The organism is Vibrio sp. S11_S32, assembly GCF_014694465.1.
Classification (GTDB): Bacteria; Pseudomonadota; Gammaproteobacteria; order Enterobacterales; family Vibrionaceae; genus Vibrio; species Vibrio algicola.
The window spans coordinates 1-19,146 of sequence record NZ_JAAUWS010000031.1 but is presented as its reverse complement, the minus strand read 5'-3'; the positions used below and the strand labels follow the sequence as shown (position 1 = coordinate 19,146).

General features: G+C 42.2%; 19 protein-coding genes. 15 read left to right on the top strand and 4 right to left on the bottom strand.

The window, feature by feature from the left end; translation table 11 throughout:
* Positions 1 to 65 precede the first annotated feature (65 nt).
* Positions 66 to 350, top strand: a complete 285-nt coding sequence (gene tsrA / locus HC723_RS12630) for an H-NS-like global regulator TsrA (protein WP_153445600.1) — start codon at positions 66 to 68, stop codon at positions 348 to 350.
* 7 nt (positions 351 to 357) lie between these two features.
* On the opposite strand, the gene HC723_RS12625 is transcribed toward tsrA, so the two are convergent.
* On the bottom strand, positions 358 to 1,281 hold the full coding sequence (locus HC723_RS12625; RefSeq protein ID WP_190339351.1) for a DMT family transporter: 924 nt from the start codon (positions 1,279 to 1,281) through the stop codon (positions 358 to 360).
* A gap of 228 nt (positions 1,282 to 1,509) precedes the next feature.
* Between HC723_RS12625 and rmuC the strand changes: the two genes are divergently transcribed.
* The 7 genes from rmuC (at position 1,510) to tatC (ending at position 7,732) form a co-directional block, all read left to right on the top strand.
* Positions 1,510 to 3,024, top strand: coding sequence for a DNA recombination protein RmuC (gene rmuC / locus HC723_RS12620; RefSeq protein WP_153445604.1), 1,515 nt, complete (start codon positions 1,510 to 1,512; stop codon positions 3,022 to 3,024).
* Positions 3,025 to 3,079: 55 nt separating this feature from the next.
* Positions 3,080 to 3,859 (top strand): bifunctional demethylmenaquinone methyltransferase/2-methoxy-6-polyprenyl-1,4-benzoquinol methylase UbiE, encoded by a 780-nt coding sequence (gene ubiE, locus HC723_RS12615; RefSeq protein ID WP_153445606.1) that lies wholly within the window; start codon positions 3,080 to 3,082, stop codon positions 3,857 to 3,859.
* A gap of 9 nt (positions 3,860 to 3,868) precedes the next feature.
* Positions 3,869 to 4,474: a ubiquinone biosynthesis accessory factor UbiJ gene (locus tag HC723_RS12610; protein WP_190339350.1), complete on the top strand. Its 606-nt coding sequence runs from the start codon at positions 3,869 to 3,871 to the stop codon at positions 4,472 to 4,474.
* Positions 4,471 to 6,114: a ubiquinone biosynthesis regulatory protein kinase UbiB gene (gene ubiB, locus HC723_RS12605; RefSeq protein WP_190339349.1), complete on the top strand. Its 1,644-nt coding sequence runs from the start codon at positions 4,471 to 4,473 to the stop codon at positions 6,112 to 6,114. Before HC723_RS12610 ends, ubiB begins: the two co-directional genes overlap by 4 nt.
* Before the next feature lie 61 nt (positions 6,115 to 6,175).
* Positions 6,176 to 6,436 carry a Sec-independent protein translocase subunit TatA gene (gene tatA / locus HC723_RS12600; RefSeq protein ID WP_153445612.1) on the top strand — a complete coding sequence of 87 codons (261 nt, stop codon included), beginning with the start codon at positions 6,176 to 6,178 and terminating at the stop codon, positions 6,434 to 6,436.
* Positions 6,437 to 6,439: 3 nt separating this feature from the next.
* Positions 6,440 to 6,886: a Sec-independent protein translocase protein TatB gene (gene tatB / locus HC723_RS12595; RefSeq protein WP_190339348.1), complete on the top strand. Its 447-nt coding sequence runs from the start codon at positions 6,440 to 6,442 to the stop codon at positions 6,884 to 6,886.
* Between the two features lie 63 nt (positions 6,887 to 6,949).
* Entirely contained in the window at positions 6,950 to 7,732 is a 783-nt protein-coding gene (gene tatC, locus HC723_RS12590; protein WP_153445616.1) for a twin-arginine translocase subunit TatC, read from the top strand.
* 115 nt (positions 7,733 to 7,847) lie between these two features.
* Here the strand turns inward: tatC and HC723_RS12585 are convergent, their stop codons facing one another.
* Positions 7,848 to 8,612: a TatD family hydrolase gene (locus tag HC723_RS12585; protein WP_190339347.1), complete on the bottom strand. Its 765-nt coding sequence runs from the start codon at positions 8,610 to 8,612 to the stop codon at positions 7,848 to 7,850.
* A gap of 205 nt (positions 8,613 to 8,817) precedes the next feature.
* On the opposite strand from HC723_RS12585, the gene hemB reads away from it, so the two are divergent.
* Entirely contained in the window at positions 8,818 to 9,858 is a 1,041-nt protein-coding gene (gene hemB, locus HC723_RS12580) for a porphobilinogen synthase (RefSeq protein WP_190339346.1), read from the top strand.
* Positions 9,859 to 9,958: 100 nt separating this feature from the next.
* On the opposite strand, the gene gppA is transcribed toward hemB, so the two are convergent.
* The gene (gppA, locus tag HC723_RS12575; protein ID WP_153445621.1) at positions 9,959 to 11,485 is read right to left on the bottom strand and encodes a guanosine-5'-triphosphate,3'-diphosphate diphosphatase; all 1,527 of its coding nucleotides are present in this window, start codon (positions 11,483 to 11,485) and stop codon (positions 9,959 to 9,961) included.
* A 49-nt stretch (positions 11,486 to 11,534) separates the two neighbouring features.
* Positions 11,535 to 12,845 carry an ATP-dependent RNA helicase RhlB gene (rhlB, locus tag HC723_RS12570; protein ID WP_153445623.1) on the bottom strand — a complete coding sequence of 437 codons (1,311 nt, stop codon included), beginning with the start codon at positions 12,843 to 12,845 and terminating at the stop codon, positions 11,535 to 11,537.
* A 113-nt stretch (positions 12,846 to 12,958) separates the two neighbouring features.
* Here rhlB and trxA point away from each other — a divergent pair, with 113 nt between their 5' ends.
* The 6 genes from trxA (at position 12,959) to fre (ending at position 18,903) form a co-directional block, all read left to right on the top strand.
* Positions 12,959 to 13,285 (top strand): thioredoxin TrxA, encoded by a 327-nt coding sequence (trxA, locus tag HC723_RS12565; protein ID WP_153445625.1) that lies wholly within the window; start codon positions 12,959 to 12,961, stop codon positions 13,283 to 13,285.
* Positions 13,286 to 13,499: 214 nt separating this feature from the next.
* Positions 13,500 to 14,759, top strand: coding sequence for a transcription termination factor Rho (gene rho, locus HC723_RS12560; protein WP_153448091.1), 1,260 nt, complete (start codon positions 13,500 to 13,502; stop codon positions 14,757 to 14,759).
* Positions 14,760 to 14,924: 165 nt separating this feature from the next.
* Positions 14,925 to 15,905 carry a hypothetical protein gene (locus HC723_RS12555; RefSeq protein ID WP_190339345.1) on the top strand — a complete coding sequence of 327 codons (981 nt, stop codon included), beginning with the start codon at positions 14,925 to 14,927 and terminating at the stop codon, positions 15,903 to 15,905.
* Between the two features lie 119 nt (positions 15,906 to 16,024).
* Positions 16,025 to 17,905, top strand: a complete 1,881-nt coding sequence (ubiD, locus tag HC723_RS12550; RefSeq protein ID WP_190339344.1) for a 4-hydroxy-3-polyprenylbenzoate decarboxylase — start codon at positions 16,025 to 16,027, stop codon at positions 17,903 to 17,905.
* A 1-nt stretch (position 17,906) separates the two neighbouring features.
* Positions 17,907 to 18,176, top strand: coding sequence for a 2Fe-2S iron-sulfur cluster-binding protein (locus HC723_RS12545; RefSeq protein ID WP_190339343.1), 270 nt, complete (start codon positions 17,907 to 17,909; stop codon positions 18,174 to 18,176).
* Positions 18,177 to 18,189: 13 nt separating this feature from the next.
* Positions 18,190 to 18,903: an NAD(P)H-flavin reductase gene (fre, locus tag HC723_RS12540; RefSeq protein WP_190339342.1), complete on the top strand. Its 714-nt coding sequence runs from the start codon at positions 18,190 to 18,192 to the stop codon at positions 18,901 to 18,903.
* Positions 18,904 to 19,146 lie beyond the last annotated feature (243 nt).

Genomic DNA, 19,146 nt, shown 5'->3' with positions numbered 1-19,146 from the left:
AATATGAAGCGTATATTTGACAACTCAAAAAATAAAAACCACCGATACGGAAACTTGAATCGCTTATGTCTATTACCACTTATGAAATGGCTCGAATCTTAGAGCAATTAGAAGAAAGCCCAGAAAAAGTCATGTATGGAAAGTTACTAGCTGAACTCGGCAATCAAAGTGAAGAGCGCATTCGCAGCGCCGCTAAGCAGCTGCCATTAGAAACATTACGAGACATCATCTATCAATTTCAAACAGTTCTTGAATCGCGTAAAGATGAAAATATTCAATTGATCGCCCAAGATATGAAAGACAAAGGCTTTTCGATTGAAGAGTTAGAAAAATTTCTCGCTAAGAAATAAACTTATTTTACCCTGAGCGAGTCGTCGATGTTGAACGATGTCGCTTGAATTTTATTTGCTGGATCATTAACCCAATCAAAATAAACACCAAGCCAATTATCGTCGATGGGTAAATTGTCTCGCCTATAATTTGAGATAGTAATAATAATGAAATAAATGGTGATAGAAATATAAAATTACTGAGCCGAGCGGTATTCTGAGTGAGCTTTAATGCGCTCAACCACAGCACAAACGTGATCCCCATTTCAAATAATCCAACATAAGAAACCGCCAACCATCCTTGCCAATTGATGTGAGACCATGCATGCCCCTCATGCCAAGCGGCAAATAATGAAAAAGGCAGGGAGATCAAAAAGCCAAGTAGCACCACGATGATAGGGTCGGATTTATTTTTAGTATTTAAGATCCAATAAGATGCCCATAACAAAGTCGATAATAACGCCAGTATTACCCCTAGTGGACTCTCAAAGTGCAAGCCTAATAAGTCACCTTTGGTGGCAATGATTAACACCCCAAAGTAACCTAAACCACAAGCGACCCAATCTTGACGGCGAATTTTTTGACCTAAAAATATCGCCGCCATTAAGGTTAAAGTGATCGCCCAACTGTAGTTTAAAGGCTGAGCCTGTGAGGCGGGTAGTAGTTCATAGGCTTTAAATAAAATCAAATAATAGCCAAAGGGATTAATTAATCCTAATAGAAGGAAGAATTTAGGATTGGCTTTAAAAATTGGAACGATTTGGTTTAACTTGCCTTGATAGCCACAAATCAGTAATAAGGTGAAGGCGGAAACGATACTGGCAACCAATAGCATTTGAATTGGACTAAATTGTGCCAAAGTTAGTTTGAAAGCGGTGGCAACGGTTGACCATAGTAATACCGCGCTTAACCCAAGCACCACGGCAGTGCGTTCATTGTTTGTAGAAGGCATAATTATTTCCATTTTAACTGCTAAATCCCTACCTATCCGTCTTACTTGATCCGTTGCTTTGTTGTCTGTACAGCAACTTCATTGCGCCCAAGAATAGACTGGACATTTATACAGTATCTAATATGATTTATACTTAGTCATAGCCATCAACAAAGTTATCTATTTATTGATAACGTTGTTGACGAGAGAGTCACCACGATTGCTACATTACATGTCATAAGGATTTATATGCCCCCGTTCACTAATGAAAGCGATTTGCTTTACCTTTGCTTAATAGGTATCACGATTCTGTCTATTTTGCTAATCGCATGGCTCCGATACGATCACAAAAATAAACTCACTCAAGCACAGCAAAATCACAATGGCGAAATCAATTTACTGCAACAAAGCATTCAACAGCTTCAACATCTTAATGGTGAGCATCAAAAAGAGTTGGAGCAATTAGATGTCGCGCGCGATAAGTCTGAGTTTGAGGCGCGTCAGGCGCATGGTCAATTAATGGCGGCCAATGAACGACTTGATCATTATCAGGTTTTACAACAAGAGATGCAGCAGAGCAAGCAATATATTGAGCAATTGCAATCTCAACTTAGTGACTATAAAGCGGCCAACCGAGAGCTCGAAGTGCGTCACTATGAATCGCAAAAAGCAGCGCAAGAGAAACTTCAGATATTAGAAAAAGCCGAACAAAGGCTTAAAGTTGAATTTGAAAGCCTAGCTAATCAATTGTTTGAAAGCAAAGTAAAAAGTGTCGATGAACAAAACAAATTAAGCTTAGAGGGCTTACTGTCGCCACTAAAAGAGCAGTTAACTGGATTCAAGCAACAAGTAGATACTAGCTTTAATCAAGAAGCTAAAGAACGTCACACCTTAGTGCATGAAATTCGTCACTTACAAAAACTGAATCAACAAATGGCGCAAGATGCGGTTAACTTAACCCAAGCGCTAAAAGGCGATAATAAACAGCAAGGTAATTGGGGCGAAGTGGTTCTCGCTAAAGTACTAAAAGACTCCGGTTTGCGAGAAGGGCATGAATACCTTACTCAAGTCAGTTTGAATCATGAAAGCGGTAAGCGTTATCAGCCAGATGTCATTGTTAACTTACCGGAAAACAAGCAAGTAGTGATTGATTCCAAAATGACTTTAGTCGCTTTTGAGCGTTATTTTAATGGCGAAACCGATACCGAGAAATCCAAAGCCATTAATGCCCATCTTCTTGCCATGCGCAGTCATATTAAATTACTCAGCCAAAAAGATTACCATCAACTGCAAGGGATCACATCGCTCGATTATGTGTTGATGTTTATCCCGATTGAGCCGGCGTTTCAGTTAGCAATGGAAGCGGATCCAAGTTTGGTTCGTGATGCGATGGAGCAGAATATTATTTTAGTGAGTCCAACCACATTGTTAGTCGCGTTACGTACCATCAGTAATTTGTGGCGTAATGAACGACAAAATCAGAATGCAAAATTAATTGCAGAACGCGCCAGTAAACTCTACGACAAAATGCGCTTATTTGTTGACGACATGCAAGCGGTTGGTAGTGCGTTGAGTCGTGCAGAATCGAGTTATCAAGGCGCAATGAACAAATTATCGTTAGGAAAGGGCAATCTTATTCGCCAAGCTGAAGGTTTTAGAAGTTTAGGGGTAGAAGTGAAAAAAGAGATTGCGCCTAATTTAGCAGAAATTGCGCAAAATGACTTTCACAATGACAGACAAGTGCTAGAGGATAAAGTAAACTAACCGCTTCTTTATTGGCCCAGATTCGAGCTGAAATTAACTAATCGACATAATCACGATGGATAAGCAAGTGCAATCAGATAATTTAACGACTCAAGATGATACGACTCACTTTGGCTTCACGACTGTGGCAAAAGACAAAAAAGTAGAGAAAGTCGCGGAAGTGTTTCACTCTGTAGCGGCAAAGTACGACATTATGAATGATTTAATGTCGGTTGGTATTCACCGTTTATGGAAGCGCTTTACTATTGATTGCAGTGGTGTTCGCCCTGGGCATAAAGTTCTCGATTTGGCCGGTGGAACGGGTGATTTGACGGCTAAGTTCTCTCGTATTGTCGGCGATACCGGGCATGTTATTTTAGCTGATATCAATAACTCTATGCTCAATGTGGGGCGTGATAAATTACGCGACCTTGGAGTAGTGGGTAACGTGCATTATGTACAAGCTAATGCTGAAGAACTGCCATTTCCAGATGATCATTTTGATTGTATTACTATCGCTTTCGGCTTACGTAATGTAACCGATAAAGATAAAGCTCTGCGCTCAATGTTCCGAGTATTAAAACCTGGTGGTCGTTTGTTGGTGTTGGAGTTTTCAAAGCCCCAAATGCAGGCATTGTCGAAAGTGTATGATGCTTATTCTTTCCATCTGTTACCGAAGATAGGTCAAGTGATTGCCAATGATGCCGATAGCTATCGTTACTTAGCTGAGTCTATCCGCATGCACCCAGATCAAGACACATTGAAAGGTATGATGGATGAGGCCGGTTTTGAGCAAACCAGCTATTTCAATCTAACTGGTGGTATTGTTGCGCTGCACCGTGGTTATAAATTTTAAGGGGTAATTATGCCATTTGAACCTTTAGTGACAGGTGTTATTGAAACGGCTCTTAATCGACTGATTCAAGATGATGTCCAATTTGTGCAACAAGTGGCTAGGCTGAAAGGCAAAGTTATTCATATACATTTACAAGATTTAGACCGCAACTTGATTTTTGTCTTTAGTCATCAAGTTGATATTTTAAGCCAGTATGAAGGGCAACCCGATTGCTATTTGAGCCTAAAACTAAGCACTTTACCAAAGCTGAAAGATCAATCTCGAATTACTCAATTAATTAAACAAGATCAATTAGTGCTTGAAGGTGATATTCAACTGGCTCAGAAATTTTCGCAACTTATCACTGATATTAAACCGGATATTGAAGAATGGATGTCACGAATAACCGGTGATGTTATCGCGCATACTGTGATTCAAGGTATTAAACAACCCGCGCAATGGTTACGTAATGAAGCGCAACTGCAACAACAACGCTTGGCTACAGTAATAACCGAAGAGTGGAAACTTGCCCCAAATGGTTTAGAAGTGGCTTACTTTTGTGACCAAGTTGATGACGTGACCAGTTGTGTGGCTCGTCTTGAACAAAAAATGAATCAGTGGATAGAGAAAACATGACCTTAAATGAAATTCGTCGTCTGTATCGAATTACTAAGATTCAACTCGAATATGGCCTTGACGAGTTATTGCCAGATCACCACCTGACTAAATACCCACGTTTGTTTAGAAAGATGTTATTTTGGTTACGTCCGAAGCATCAAGATAAGCTATTAGGTGATCGTCTGCGTTTGGCATTGCAAGAATTAGGGCCAGTGTGGATTAAGTTTGGTCAAATGATGTCAACACGTCGCGATTTGTTCCCCGACCATATCGCCGACCCTTTAGCGTTATTGCAAGATCAGGTTAGCCCGTTTGATGGGCGGTTAGCTAAACAACAAATTGAACAGTCACTGGGTGGCCCAGTCGAACAATGGTTTGATGATTTTGATATCAATCCGCTTGCTTCTGCTTCCATTGCTCAGGTTCATACCGCGACAGTCAAAGCCACAGGACAAGAAATTGTACTTAAGGTGATCCGTCCTGATATTCGTCCTGTGATCGAAGCGGACCTAAAATTGATGTATCGCATGGCACATATTATTGCCAAATTTATGCCCGATGCACGCCGTTTGAAGCCCGTTGAAGTGATAAAAGAATATGAAAGTACTTTGGTTCATGAGCTTGATCTGCGTTGCGAAGCGGCTAATGCACTACAATTAAGACGTAACTTCTTAAATAGTGAAGATTTATACGTTCCTGATGTTCTTATGGACTTCAGCAGTGAGCACCTAATGGTGTCTGAGCGTATTTATGGCGTGCAGGTCTCCGATATTGCAACCTTGCAAACCAATGGCACCAATATGAAACTATTGGCGGAAAAGGGCGTCACTGTCTTTTTTACTCAAGTATTTCGTGACAGCTTTTTCCATGCCGATATGCACCCGGGTAATGTTTTTGTTTCACATGAAACACCGGAAAATCCATTATGGATTGGACTTGATTGCGGAATTGTCGGTACTTTAAATAATGAAGATAAGCGCTATTTAGCGGAAAACTTTTTAGCTTTCTTTAATCGTGATTATCGCCGAGTGGCCGAATTACATGTTGATTCGGGATGGGTTCCAATCGATACCAATGTCGTGGATTTTGAATCCGCGATTAGGACGGTTTGTGAGCCTATTTTTGCCAAGCCATTATGTGAAATATCATTTGGTCATGTGTTGCTAAACCTCTTTAATACCGCACGCCGGTTTAATATGGAAGTTCAGCCACAATTAGTTTTATTGCAAAAAACCTTGTTATACGTAGAAGGGCTAGGACGACAACTTTATCCGCAGTTGGATTTATGGGAAACCGCAAAGCCGTTTCTTGAAAAATGGATGCTTGAACAAGTTGGGCCTAAAGCACTGCTCAATGCGGTTAAAGAGAAGGCGCCATTATGGGCTGAAAAATTGCCAGAATTGCCAGAACTCCTATACGAAACATTAAAGCGCAGTCGTGATATGGATCAAAAGGTCGCGCATCTCTATGACAGCTACGCGTTAAATAAACGCAAACAAGCCAAAGGTAAGTTTTTATTTGGCATTGGAGCCACATTAGTCGTATGCTCTGCCATATTACAATTGAGCACCAACCACTGGCATTCTGATTTGTCGATGGCTGGTGGTGTTATCGGCGTTCTTTTTTGGCTTGCGAGCTGGAAAGCGTATCGTCACTAAAATGTAAACCAAGCGCAGTATCATGTGCTTCTTTTTTAATATCAGACCCGAGGTAAATAAGATGGGCGGAATCAGTATTTGGCAACTTTTAATCATTGCAGTGATCGTAGTACTTTTATTTGGTACTAAGAAACTACGAGGCATTGGTGGTGATTTAGGTTCAGCGGTTAAGGGCTTCAAAAAGGCCATGAGTGAAGAAGAAAATCAACCAGCAGCAAAGTCGAATGACAATGATGCCGATTTTGATCCTAAATCAATTAACCAAGAAAAAACTGATGCATCGGTACAAACGGATGCAAAAAAAGAAAAAGAGCAGGGCTAACTGGTGTTTGATATCGGTTTTTGGGAGCTGGTATTAATATCGGTTGTCGCCTTAGTGGTGCTCGGACCTGAGCGTTTGCCGCATGCGATTCGCAGTGTGACTAAGTTTATTAGCACTGCGAAAAACATGGCGAACAGCGTTAAAGATGAGCTATCACAAGAACTTAAAATTCAAGAGTTACAAGACAATCTTCGCAAAGCAGAAAATATGGGGATGAAAGATTTATCACCAGAGCTGCAATCCTCAATTGAGGCATTAAAACAGGCCGCACAAGACGTGCAACGGCCTTATGCGAAAGATAAGAATGAAGAAACTCAACCAATGACCAAGGCAGATGATGTCGCATCACCGGATGTGAATAAGGCCATAAATGAGACAGCAACGGAAAGCAAAACTATCGACGTAGGGAAAGCAGAGGCGAGTAAAGCTGATGTGAATAAAACGCCATAGAAATAGTCTTTCAATGTCGCCTAGACTCCGTATGAGCTAGGCGTCCCATTATTGAGGTTTTACATGTCCACAGAACAACAAGCTCAACCGCTGATCACTCATCTTCTTGAGCTTCGAAATAGAATTTTAAAAGCGCTCGCTTCTATCCTAATTATCTTTATTGCGATCGTTTGGTTTTCTAGTCAAATCTATGAATTTGTTTCCGCACCTTTGATCAGTCGCCTACCAGCAGGTGGCAGCATGATTGCAACGGATGTGGCTTCGCCTTTCTTTACGCCATTAAAATTGACACTGACGGTAGCGGTCTTTATTGCCGTACCTTTTGTGTTGTATCAAATCTGGGCTTTTGTTGCGCCTGGTTTGTATAAGCATGAACGTCGCTTAATTGCACCATTGTTATTTTCAAGTTCATTGCTATTTTATTGTGGTGTGGCATTTGCTTATTATGTGGTATTCCCGCTGATTTTCTCTTTCTTCACTGCGATAACGCTTGGAGGGGTTGAATTTGCTACTGACATATCCAGTTATCTAGACTTTGTATTATCACTGTTTATGGCGTTCGGGATCGCGTTTGAAGTACCGGTGGCCATTATTCTATTATGCTGGACCGGCGCGACCGATGCTAAAACCTTATCTGAAAAGCGCCCTTATGTGGTGGTTATCGCTTTTGTGGTTGGAATGTTGCTCACTCCTCCTGACATGGTCTCGCAAACCTTACTGGCAGTGCCTATGTGTATTCTGTTTGAGATCGGTTTGTTCTTCTCTCGTTTCTATACTCGCCCGAGTGAGGATGACGATGAGACCGAAGATGACGAAGACCAAGAGACATCAGCGAAAGCGGACTAAATCGAGTCGTTGTTTCCGATATAGTATTAATAAAAAACGCGATACTTCAAAAGTATCGCGTTTTTTATTGCCGACAATTTAGCTTTAGCCGAGAATGAAAATAGTCGAGTTGGCTTTATTTGAGATTAAATAACTGCTGAGTGTTAAGGCGGGTGATGGTTGACACTTGCTCGACGGAGATCTCACGTAAATCGGCAATACGCTGAGCAACTAATGCCATAAACGAAGGCTCATTACGTTTGCCGCGATGTGGCGTTGGGGCGAGGTAAGGGCAGTCGGTTTCTAAAATAACAAAATCTAAATCCAGATGAGGAATAACCTTATCCATGCCGCCGTTCTTAAAGGTCGATACACCGCCTAAGCCTAAATGAAAGCCCTGTTGGTTAATTGCATTGGCTTGTTCAATGGTTCCGCCGAAACAATGAAAAACGCCGCGCAGAGAGCCATCCTGTTCTTGCTGTAGTATCTCTAAAGTTTGATCAATTGAATCGCGAGTGTGGATCACCACCGACAAGTTAAGCTCTTTGGCCCATTGTAATTGAGTGCGAAAAGCCAATTCTTGTTGTTGCTGGTAGGTTTTATCCCAATAGAGATCAATCCCAATCTCACCAACGGCAATAAATTGATGCTGGTTAAACCATTGACGGATCACCGCTAAGTCTTGCTCGATATTGTCGTTCACATAACAAGGGTGCAGTCCCATCATTGAGTGACAGATATCGGGATAACGCGCTTGAGTGGCGAGCATAGGTGCAATCGAATCGAGATCGATATTTGGCAATAAAATCTTGTTAATTCCAACCGCAAGAGCACGTTGTACCACTTGGTCGCGGTCATCATCAAATTCAGTCGCGTAAATATGGGCGTGGCTATCAATCATAATCAACTCAGTAAAGATGTGGTCTGTGCAGTATAAACGACCGTGAGATAATCGTCACATCGATTAGACTTCATTTAGTTGGTAACTTGAGAGGTCGTCACTTCAATAGCAGGTTTCAAGCTTAGTCGAGAGTGATATGATAACGCCATACATTAAAAGCGAGCATGAGTTAGTTTCTCGCTTAGGATCATTAAGGAGAGTTAGGGTGTCTGTATCTATTCAAGGTCAATTTCCAGGTCGTCGTCTACGCCGTATTCGTAAGCATGATTTTAGTCGCCGTTTGGTGGCGGAAAATAAAGTCAGTGTGGACGACTTGATTTACCCGATGTTTGTCTTAATGGGGAAAAACCGTCGTGAAGCCGTCGAGTCGATGCCAGGTGTCGATCGTCTCTCAATTGATCTGTTATTAGAAGAAGCAGACTATTTAGCCAAGCTTGGCGTACCTGCGATCGCGCTTTTCCCTGTGGTGAGCCAAGATGTAAAGTCTTTATGTGCCGCTGAAGCCTACAATCCTGAAGGTTTAGTACAACGTGCAGTAAAAGCATTAAAAGAGCATGTGCCAGAACTAGGCGTGATCACCGATGTGGCGCTAGACCCTTATACCACCCATGGTCAAGACGGTATTATCGATGCTGATGGTTATGTGCAAAATGATGAAACGACCGAAGTCTTAGTCAAGCAGGCTTTATCACATGCGGCGGCTGGTGCTGATGTGGTGGCCCCGTCAGATATGATGGATGGCCGCATAGGGAAAATCCGTGAAGCGTTAGAAAAAGCAGGGCATATTCATACTCAAATCATGGCTTACTCGGCCAAGTATGCGTCTAATTATTATGGTCCTTTCCGTGATGCGGTCGGTTCGAGCAGTAATTTAAAAGGTGGTAATAAGAAAAACTACCAAATGGATCCGGCCAATAGCGATGAAGCGATCCATGAAGTGGCGATGGATATCAATGAAGGTGCGGATATGGTGATGGTGAAACCCGGTATGCCGTATTTGGATATTGTGCGCCGAGTTAAAACTGAACTACAAGTACCGACTTTTGCATACCAAGTATCGGGTGAATATGCGATGCATAAAGCTGCGATTCAAAACGGATGGTTGAAAGAGAAAGAAACGGTATTAGAATCCTTGCTTTGCTTTAAGCGCGCCGGTGCTGATGGTATTTTGACGTATTTTGCCAAAGATGTGGCTGAGTGGTTAGCGCAAGATAATATTAGTGCGGATGCGCCGGTTCATGAATAGAAATGTTCTGCGTATTTAATTTCGCTTGATCATTAAATTTATGGAATTGATATAAAAATGGAGCCAGTTAGGCTCCATTTTTTATTGAAAATAACCTAGATTAAATCAAATCGATAATTAACGGCCAACCAATATCGGTTTGACGATTGGCTTCTAACTCAAGCTCGGCATAAGTGAGTGGATTAACCTCAAGCCAAGCCTGTGAGATAGAGAGGGTCATCGCGTCACCATTGGCGCTGAGTGTTACTAAAGGTTGTAAATCAACATCACGCCGATGAGTGAGCAATACCGCAAGGCGTAATATCCTTAATAGTCGCTTACTGCTTTGGTTCGAAAGGGCGTGTTGCTCCGGCAATGAGGTGAGCTGTTCGCGGTAACGACGGATCCACTCTGCCAGTAAATGCTTTTGCGCGCGAGTAAAGCCGGGTAGATCTAAATGTTGAATAAGATAGGCACCATGCTCGCCGCCTTTTTTAAAATCGATACTTAAACCAATTTCATGTAACTCTGCCGCTGATTGCAGTAAAAATGGCGCTTGAGCTTCACTAATCCAGAGCAGAGGATCTTGCCTTTGGGCTGCGTGAGCTTGATTAGGCTGGCACTGCGCGAGTAATTGTAAAGCAGTTTTTGCCACTTGATTCGCATAATGGATATCGACTTGATAACGTTTTTGAACGCTATCAATGGTACGTTGACGAATATCGGAGTGTCGCATTTCACTGATCATTTCATACACTAAACCTTCACGCAGTGCGCCACCGGCTAAGGTCATTGATTCGATCTTTAAACTTTCAAAAATAGCGATTAGAATAGAAAGCCCACTTGGGAACACTAAGGCTCGCTCTAAGGTTAAACCTTCAATATCTAATTCTTCTAAATGCGACGCAGCCATCGCCTGTTTTTGTAAGCGCTTAAGCTTAGGAAGGGTGATCACTTCATCCATGCCCTGTGCGAGCATGATCTCTTGTAGAGCTTGTACGGTACCACTGGCACCGACGCATACATCCCAACCGAGTTGAGTGTATTTGGCTAAAATAGGTTGTAGAGTGGCTTTTGCAGCGTTAATCGCATTATCGAAATTATGTTGGGTTAATTGGCGATCATGGAAATAATGATCGAGCCAAGTGACACAGCCCATCGATAGGCTGATTAATGCTTGGGTTTTAAATTCTTTGCCTATGATGAGTTCGGTACTGGCTCCGCCAATATCAACCACCAAGCGACGACCTAGACCGCCAGAAGTATGGGCGACACCTTTATAAATGGTCGCAGCTTCTTCTTGGCCTGAAATAATCTCAATGTTATGACCAAGTATTTGATTGGCCTGACGCAGAAAAACATCCACGTTGGTAGCAGAGCGTAATGCTGCCGTGCCAACAATGCGAATGTTTTCGGCTGGTATATCTTGTAGGCGCTCAGAAAATAAGTTCAAGCAGTCCCATCCGCGTTGCATCGCTTCTTGGCTTAGTTGATTATTTTTATCTAACCCATTAGCCAGACGCACTTTACGCTTAATTTTTGCCATCGTTTGCACGCTACCGTCGATATGACGGACCACTAACATGTGAAAACTATTCGAACCAAGATCGATAGCGGCGTAAAGTGGTGATGAAACTGCTGTACTCATAAATCAATCACACCTTTTTGCGGTAGCTTATCTATTACTACCTAACTGATTAACTACGTGGTTGGCGTGGTGGACGACGATTATTGTTACGTGCACCATTATTACGATTCGAACCACGAGCGCCGCCGGTATTGGTACGACGATTTGTTTGTGGGCGACGTTGCAAGCGTAATGCGGTTGGTAATTCTGTCAATAAAGCATCGGCATCATATTCTGACATTGGGATCGAGTGCTCAATGTACTCTTCAATCGCAGGCAGATTAATGGCGTAATCTTCACAGGCAAAACTAATGGATGAACCACTTGCACCAGCGCGACCAGTACGACCAATTCGGTGTACGTAATCTTCAGCATCATCAGGCAGATCAAAGTTAAAGACATGAGTTACTGCAGGAATGTGTAATCCACGCGCCGCCACATCGGTGGCAACTAAGAAATCCACATCACCACGCGTAAATTCATCTAAGATACGCTCACGTTTTTTCTGTGGTACATCACCAGTTAACAATCCAACACGATGTCCATCAGCTGCGAGGTGACCCCAAACTGATTCACATTTGTATTTAGTGTTCGCAAAAATGATCGCACGCTCTGGCCATTCTTCTTCAATTAATGTTTGAAGTAACGCCATTTTGTGTTCATTGGATGGGTAGAACAACTCTTCCTTAATGTTAACCCCAGTTTTTGTTTCATCTTCAACCACAACATGCTCAGGATTGTGCATGTGCTCAAAGGCTAATTCTTGTACGCGGTAAGACAGCGTGGCAGAAAACAGCATGTTAAGACGGTCTTTCGGCTCAGGCATGCGGCGGAATAAGAAACGGATATCTTTAATAAAGCCAAGATCGAACATGCGATCGGCTTCATCTAATACCACCGCTTGAATGCTATTTAAATCGAAGACTTTCTGTTTGTAGAAGTCGATAATACGACCACAAGTCCCGATTAAAATATCCACACCGTCTTGCAGCTTAGTTAATTGCTTATCATAGCTTTCGCCACCGTAAGCTAAACCCGCTTTTAGACCTGTCGTGCCAATCAGACCTTCAGCATCATTGTAGATCTGGATCGCAAGTTCGCGAGTCGGAGCCATAATGATAGCGCGAGGGCTGGTTTTAGCACGGCCTTCTGGAGCTTCAGTTGTGAGTAGGTGATTAAAAGTAGCAGTAAGAAACGCGAGTGTTTTACCTGTACCCGTTTGGGCTTGGCCTGCAATGTCTTGGCCGGTGAGCAGTACCGGCAACGCCAAGGCTTGGATAGGGGTACAAAACTCAAACCCTTTTTTATCCAATCCTTCAATGACTTGGGGTAATAAATCCAAGTCGGCGAATTTTTGCTCTGTGATATGTGTCTTCTTCATAGCTATAGAATATCAGCTTAAGCTTGCAATACGAAAGTAAATCCATTCCAATAGGGAATCTAATTGCTGGTTATCATCCAACCAGCTCATAAAAGTAGACATTGGAGTGCAAGATGAGTGACAAGATTATGCAGCTTTCTGACGAAGGTTTCGAGAACGATGTAATCAAAGCTGCTGGTCCAGTTCTAGTCGATTTCTGGGCAGAATGGTGTGGTCCTTGTAAAATGATTGCCCCAATTCTTGATGAAATTGCCGATGAATATGAAGGCAAGTTGACGATTGGTAAGTTAAACATCGATCAAAATGCAGGAACGCCACCAAAATTTGGTATTCGTGGTATTCCAACATTGCTGCTCTTTAAAGACGGTAGTGTTGCTGCAACCAAAGTTGGCGCGTTATCAAAAACTCAATTAAAAGAGTTTTTAGATGCCAACCTATAATTAATTTTTATATGATTAATTAATACCTAACCGCAGATAATGATGTTATTTGCGGTTTTGTATTTTTTAAAAGCTAGACTAGTCTTAAGTTTAGTGATAATTTATCGGACGTTAAATATACAGCTTTTCATTTCATGGCCGATCCTTAAGGTCATACCTATCTTATAAACCACCAATACAGAATCCTATTTTGACAAAACAAGCATCCACCACAATGAACCTGACTGAACTTAAAAATCGCCCTGTTTCCGAACTTGTTGCGCTTGGAGAGAGTCTAGGTCTAGAAAACTTAGCCCGTTTACGCAAACAAGACATTATTTTTTCTATCCTAAAAGCTCAGGCTAAAGGTGGTGAAGATATATTTGGCGATGGGGTTTTAGAAATTCTTCAAGATGGCTTTGGCTTCTTACGCTCGGCAGATTGTTCTTACCTTGCCGGCCCAGATGATATTTATGTATCACCTAGCCAAATTCGTCGTTTTAATTTACGCACAGGTGACTCGGTAGCCGGAAAAATTCGTCCACCAAAAGATGGCGAGCGTTATTTTGCTCTGCTTAAAGTCAATAAGGTTAACTTTGACCGTCCTGATAATGCTCGTAATAAAATTCTTTTCGAAAACTTAACCCCTTTGCATGCCAACGAACGTATGGTGATGGAGCGTGGTAATGGTTCAACCGAAGATATTACAGCACGTGTTCTTGATTTGGCTTCACCTATTGGGAAAGGTCAACGTGGTCTGATTGTTGCTCCGCCGAAAGCGGGTAAAACCATGTTGCTACAAAACATTGCCCAAAGTATTGCCCACAACCACCCTGAGTGTGAGTTGATGGTATTGCTGATTGATGAGCGTCCTGAAGAAGTAACCGAAATGCAACGCTTGGTAAAAGGTGAAGTGATTGCTTCTACTTTTGATGAGCCAGCGTCTCGCCACGTACAAGTGGCTGAAATGGTAATTGAAAAAGCCAAGCGTTTGGTTGAGCATAAAAAAGATGTGGTCATTTTACTCGATTCGATCACTCGTTTAGCTCGTGCTTATAACACCGTGATCCCATCATCAGGTAAGATTTTAACGGGTGGTGTTGATGCGAATGCCTTGCACCGTCCAAAGCGTTTCTTTGGTGCAGCACGTAATGTTGAAGAAGGTGGTAGTTTAACCATCATCGCAACTGCATTGGTTGATACGGGCTCTAAAATGGATGAAGTTATCTACGAAGAGTTTAAAGGTACCGGTAACATGGAATTGCACCTTAACCGTAAGATTGCGGAAAAACGTGTTTTCCCTGCGATTGATTTCAACCGTTCAGGTACTCGTCGTGAAGAGTTGCTGACCAAAGGTGATGAGCTACAGAAAATGTGGATCCTACGTAAGATTGTTCACCCAATGAGTGAAACCGATGCGATGGAATTCCTGATTGATAAGCTTGCCATGACCAAGACCAATAATGAGTTCTTTGATGCGATGCGCCGTCAGTAATGATGATTTTACCAATCGTATATCTGGCTAGATAATCGCTTAGATTGGTATTTGTTCAAAGGGTTAACTCTACTTTTAATCACCGCTCACATTGAGCGGTGATTTTTATTGTATAGAAGTATATATCCAAGTAACGTCAAGATAATTATCAAAGGAAGATAGCTTATGCGCCAAGGATGGTATGCATTGATTCTTTGTTGTTTGATCGGAGTAGGCAGTCCATTTGCGAACGCTGTATCTATCTCACGAGAAGAGTCTCAGCAATGGTTACAGCAACCTCAGTTGCATGAGATCGTTACTAACTTATACGCGCTTGCGATGAGTGATGATGCTCAATCACTGAACAGCCAACTGAATACTCTCTCGATGCCCAATCAAGAGATAGCCCGTTTTCTATTGTTAAAAAAATTAGAACAAAATCAGGTTGTCTTAGGGATTAAGACCGCAACATTTGTTCAAGCTCAAACGCAACATACTGCAATCTACAATATTGAAGAAACTGGAGATGGCTATCAAACTACCATTCCTGCTTTTAATGCTTCAATTATCGCAACACGTCTGATGCAACAACGCACCCATACTCAATCCAATTTCGACTTTATTCTGGCGGCAGAAGACAATAACCTTCCACTAGATCAATGGTTGCAAGGCTCATCGGCACAAGTTGCTCAACGTGAGTCACTGCTTATTTCAGCGATTGATAGTTTATCGCCACAAGCGTTATCTTATTTAGTCGAACAAATTGCTGGTGCCAAGGTTGTACAATGGCTGCCGTCTTCCGCGGTGATGGCTAAAATGGCGCAAGCTTCGCAAGATCCACGTATGTATCATTTGCTCTGGAGGATGAAGAGTAATACTGATGCCGAAAAAGAAGTGCAACGATTAGCCAAGGTTGGGGATACATTCTCGACCCAACAACTGATCTTAGCGACCGACAACCCAGCCTTAAAATCGACCGCAATGCGCGCTTTAGTCAAGATTAAACCTATGCCAATGACATTAGAGCAGTTTTTTGTGGCACAACTAAACCAAGTCGAAGATCAAGATTGGATGCAGGAACTACTGGTGAGTGCAGGTCATGCAGATTGGGTGCAGCAGTTAATCAATAGCGGCTTAATTCCGATGACACAAACCGTCTCCCCCTAGTGATGGATAACGGTTGAAATGATTTTAATTGAAGTGACTTGGGTATATAGCAAGAAACTGCATCTTGAGGTGACTTGGGTATATAATGTCAGCAAATTTAAATAGTCAGTAGAAGTAGTATGAGTATAAAGGATTTACGAGATTTTATTGTCCAGCTTGAAAGCAAAGGGCTACTGAAGCGCATTACACACCCTGTTGACCCTGATTATGAAATGACAGAGATCAGCGATCGTACTTTACGTGCTGGTGGGCCGGCTTTATTGTTTGAAAACCCGATCGGTTACGATATGCCAGTGTTGACCAACTTATTTGGTACGGCAGAGCGGGTTGCAATGGGGATGGGGCGCAATGAAGTCAAAGAACTGCGCGAAGTTGGAAAGTTATTGGCCTACCTTAAAGAGCCTGAGCCTCCAAAAGGGTTCAAAGATGCCATCAATAAATTGCCGGTGTTTAAGCAAGTATTGAATATGCCAGCTAAGCGGCTTCGTCGTGCTGCTTGCCAGGATATTATTTTGCAAGGGGATGAGATTGATCTGGATAAGCTTCCGATCATGAGTTGCTGGCCAGGTGATGTGGCGCCATTGCTAACTTGGGGGTTAACGGTAACGAAAGGTCCGAATAAAAAACGTCAAAATCTTGGTATTTATCGTCAGCAAAAAATCGCTAAGAATAAAATCATCATGCGTTGGTTAGCGCATCGTGGTGGCGCATTGGATATGAAAGATTGGATGGAAACTCACCCAGGTGAACCTTTCCCAGTATCAGTGGCTTTTGGCGCCGACCCAGCTACAATTTTAGGCGCAGTCACGCCGATCCCAGATACGCTATCCGAATACGCTTTTGCGGGGTTATTGCGAGGCAGTAAAACCGAAGTGGTTAAATCTATTAGTAATGATCTGGATGTTCCCGCCAGCGCTGAAATCGTACTCGAAGGCTATATCGATCCAGAAGAGTTTGCTGATGAAGGTCCTTACGGCGATCACACAGGTTATTTTAATGAAGTCGAAAAACATCATGTATTTACCATTACCCATTTAACTATGCGAAAAGATGCCATTTATCACAGCACTTATACTGGCCGCCCGCCCGATGAGCCTGCAGTGTTAGGGGTGGCATTAAATGAAGTATTTGTGCCTATTTTGCAAAAACAATTTCCAGAAATTGAAGACTTTTATTTACCACCAGAAGGATGCTCCTATCGTATGGCGGTGGTAACCATGAAAAAACAATACCCTGGACATGCCAAGCGCGTGATGATGGGGGTATGGTCTTTTTTACGTCAGTTTATGTATACCAAATTTGTCATTGTGTGCGATCAAGATGTTGATATTCGAGATTGGAGCAGTATTACTCAAGCTATGATCACCCACATGGATCCTGTTCGTGATACGGTATTGATTGATAACACCCCCATTGATTCATTAGATTTTGCTTCACCAGTCGTGGGGCTTGGATCCAAAATGGGTTTAGATGTTACTCAAAAATGGGCGGCAGAATTGGCCTCGACCGATGAGAGTAATACTTTGCATGATTCGGCAAAGTTAAATGCTGAACAACTGGCTTCTTTGTATCAACATTTTCCTGAGATCATCGAGCTGCATTTCCCAACGGCTCCTACTTCTCATCAAATGATGATAGTGAGTATCCGCAAACAAGAAGTGGGACACAGTCGCCGCTTAGCAATGGAACTGTGGCAATATTTAGCCTCATCGATTGATGTTAGGTTTATGATGATATGTGATGATGATGTCAATATTCATGACTGGAATGATATTATTTGGGCGGTAACCACTCGCATGGACCCGACTCGAGATACTCTAATACTCGAAGAGGAAGAGACGACGGATTCAAGTCACTCTAAAATGGTCATGGATGCCACTAATAAATTGTGGGGTGAAACCCAAAGAGAGTGGGGAACACCAATTAAAAAAGATCCTTCCATTGTGAATAAAATTGACTCTATTTGGGAGGAACTCAATATCTTCCCACAGCAAAAATAAAATGTCTTATAAAGTCACGTTACTGCCGAGTCAGCAACAGTTTGAAGTGAGTGAAGGTCAAACTATTCTCGAAGCGGCACTACAATGTGGCGTACAAATGCCAAGCCGTTGTAAGGTTGGTGTTTGTACAACGTGCTTATGTAAAAAATCACAAGGAGATGTTCATTATCAACTTGAACCTATGCTCACACAAAAAGAGCAAGAACAAGGTTGGATATTTCCGTGCCTAGCTTATGCAAAGAGTCACTTGATCTTAATTTTAGATGAGTGACCATGAGGAAACCATGACTATACAATGCAACGTAAAAACAATAGAGCCATTAGCGCGTAATACTTACCGAATTATTTTAGCGCCTCAAACGTCTGTCGATTATAAAGCGGGGCAGTATTTGATGGTGGTAATGGGCGAAAAAGATAAACGTCCATTTTCAATTGCAAGTAGCCCATGTCGCCATAATGGTGAGTTAGAATTACATATTGGCGCTGCTGATCATAATGCTTACGCTATAGAAGTGGTCGAAGCGATGAATCATGCTTATGCCAATAATCAAACCATTGAAATAGATGCACCGCACGGCAGCGCTTATCTTCAATCGCCTTCCGACCGTTCATTATTATTGATCGCTGGTGGTACGGGTTTCAGTTATACCCGATCAATTTTAGATCACTGCGTCAGTCAACAACTGCCACAACCGATTTACTTATATTGGGGAGGTAAAGATAGTGAGCAGCTATATGCGATGCGCGAGCTTGAAAAAATAGCGACAGAACATAGTAATGTACACTTTATTCCGGTAGTAGAGGCAGATGAACAAGATTGGGGTGGTAAGAAAGGCAATGTATTAGAGGCAATTGAGCAAGATTTCGATTCACTCAGCGACTTTGATATTTATATTGCAGGTCGTTTTGAAATGGCTGGGGCAGCTAGAGATCGTTTTGTTGATCATAAATTGGCAAACAAAGAACGAATGTTTGCCGATGCTTACGCTTTTATCTAACCAATCGCGATGAAACTGCCGATAAAACAAACAAAAAAGGAGCGTTGTGCTCCTTTTTTCGTCGAAGTGGGAATAAAAACAAAAAAGTGTAAAAAAGATCTTGCCAATATAGAGTTGATCTCTATAATGCGACCTCACTGACACGGAGCACACAGCCTAACGGCCGCAACGAGTCAGAGGTCATAACCTTCTCAAAAAGGTTAACGAAAAAAGATTGCAGAAAGTGTTTGACACGCTCAATCA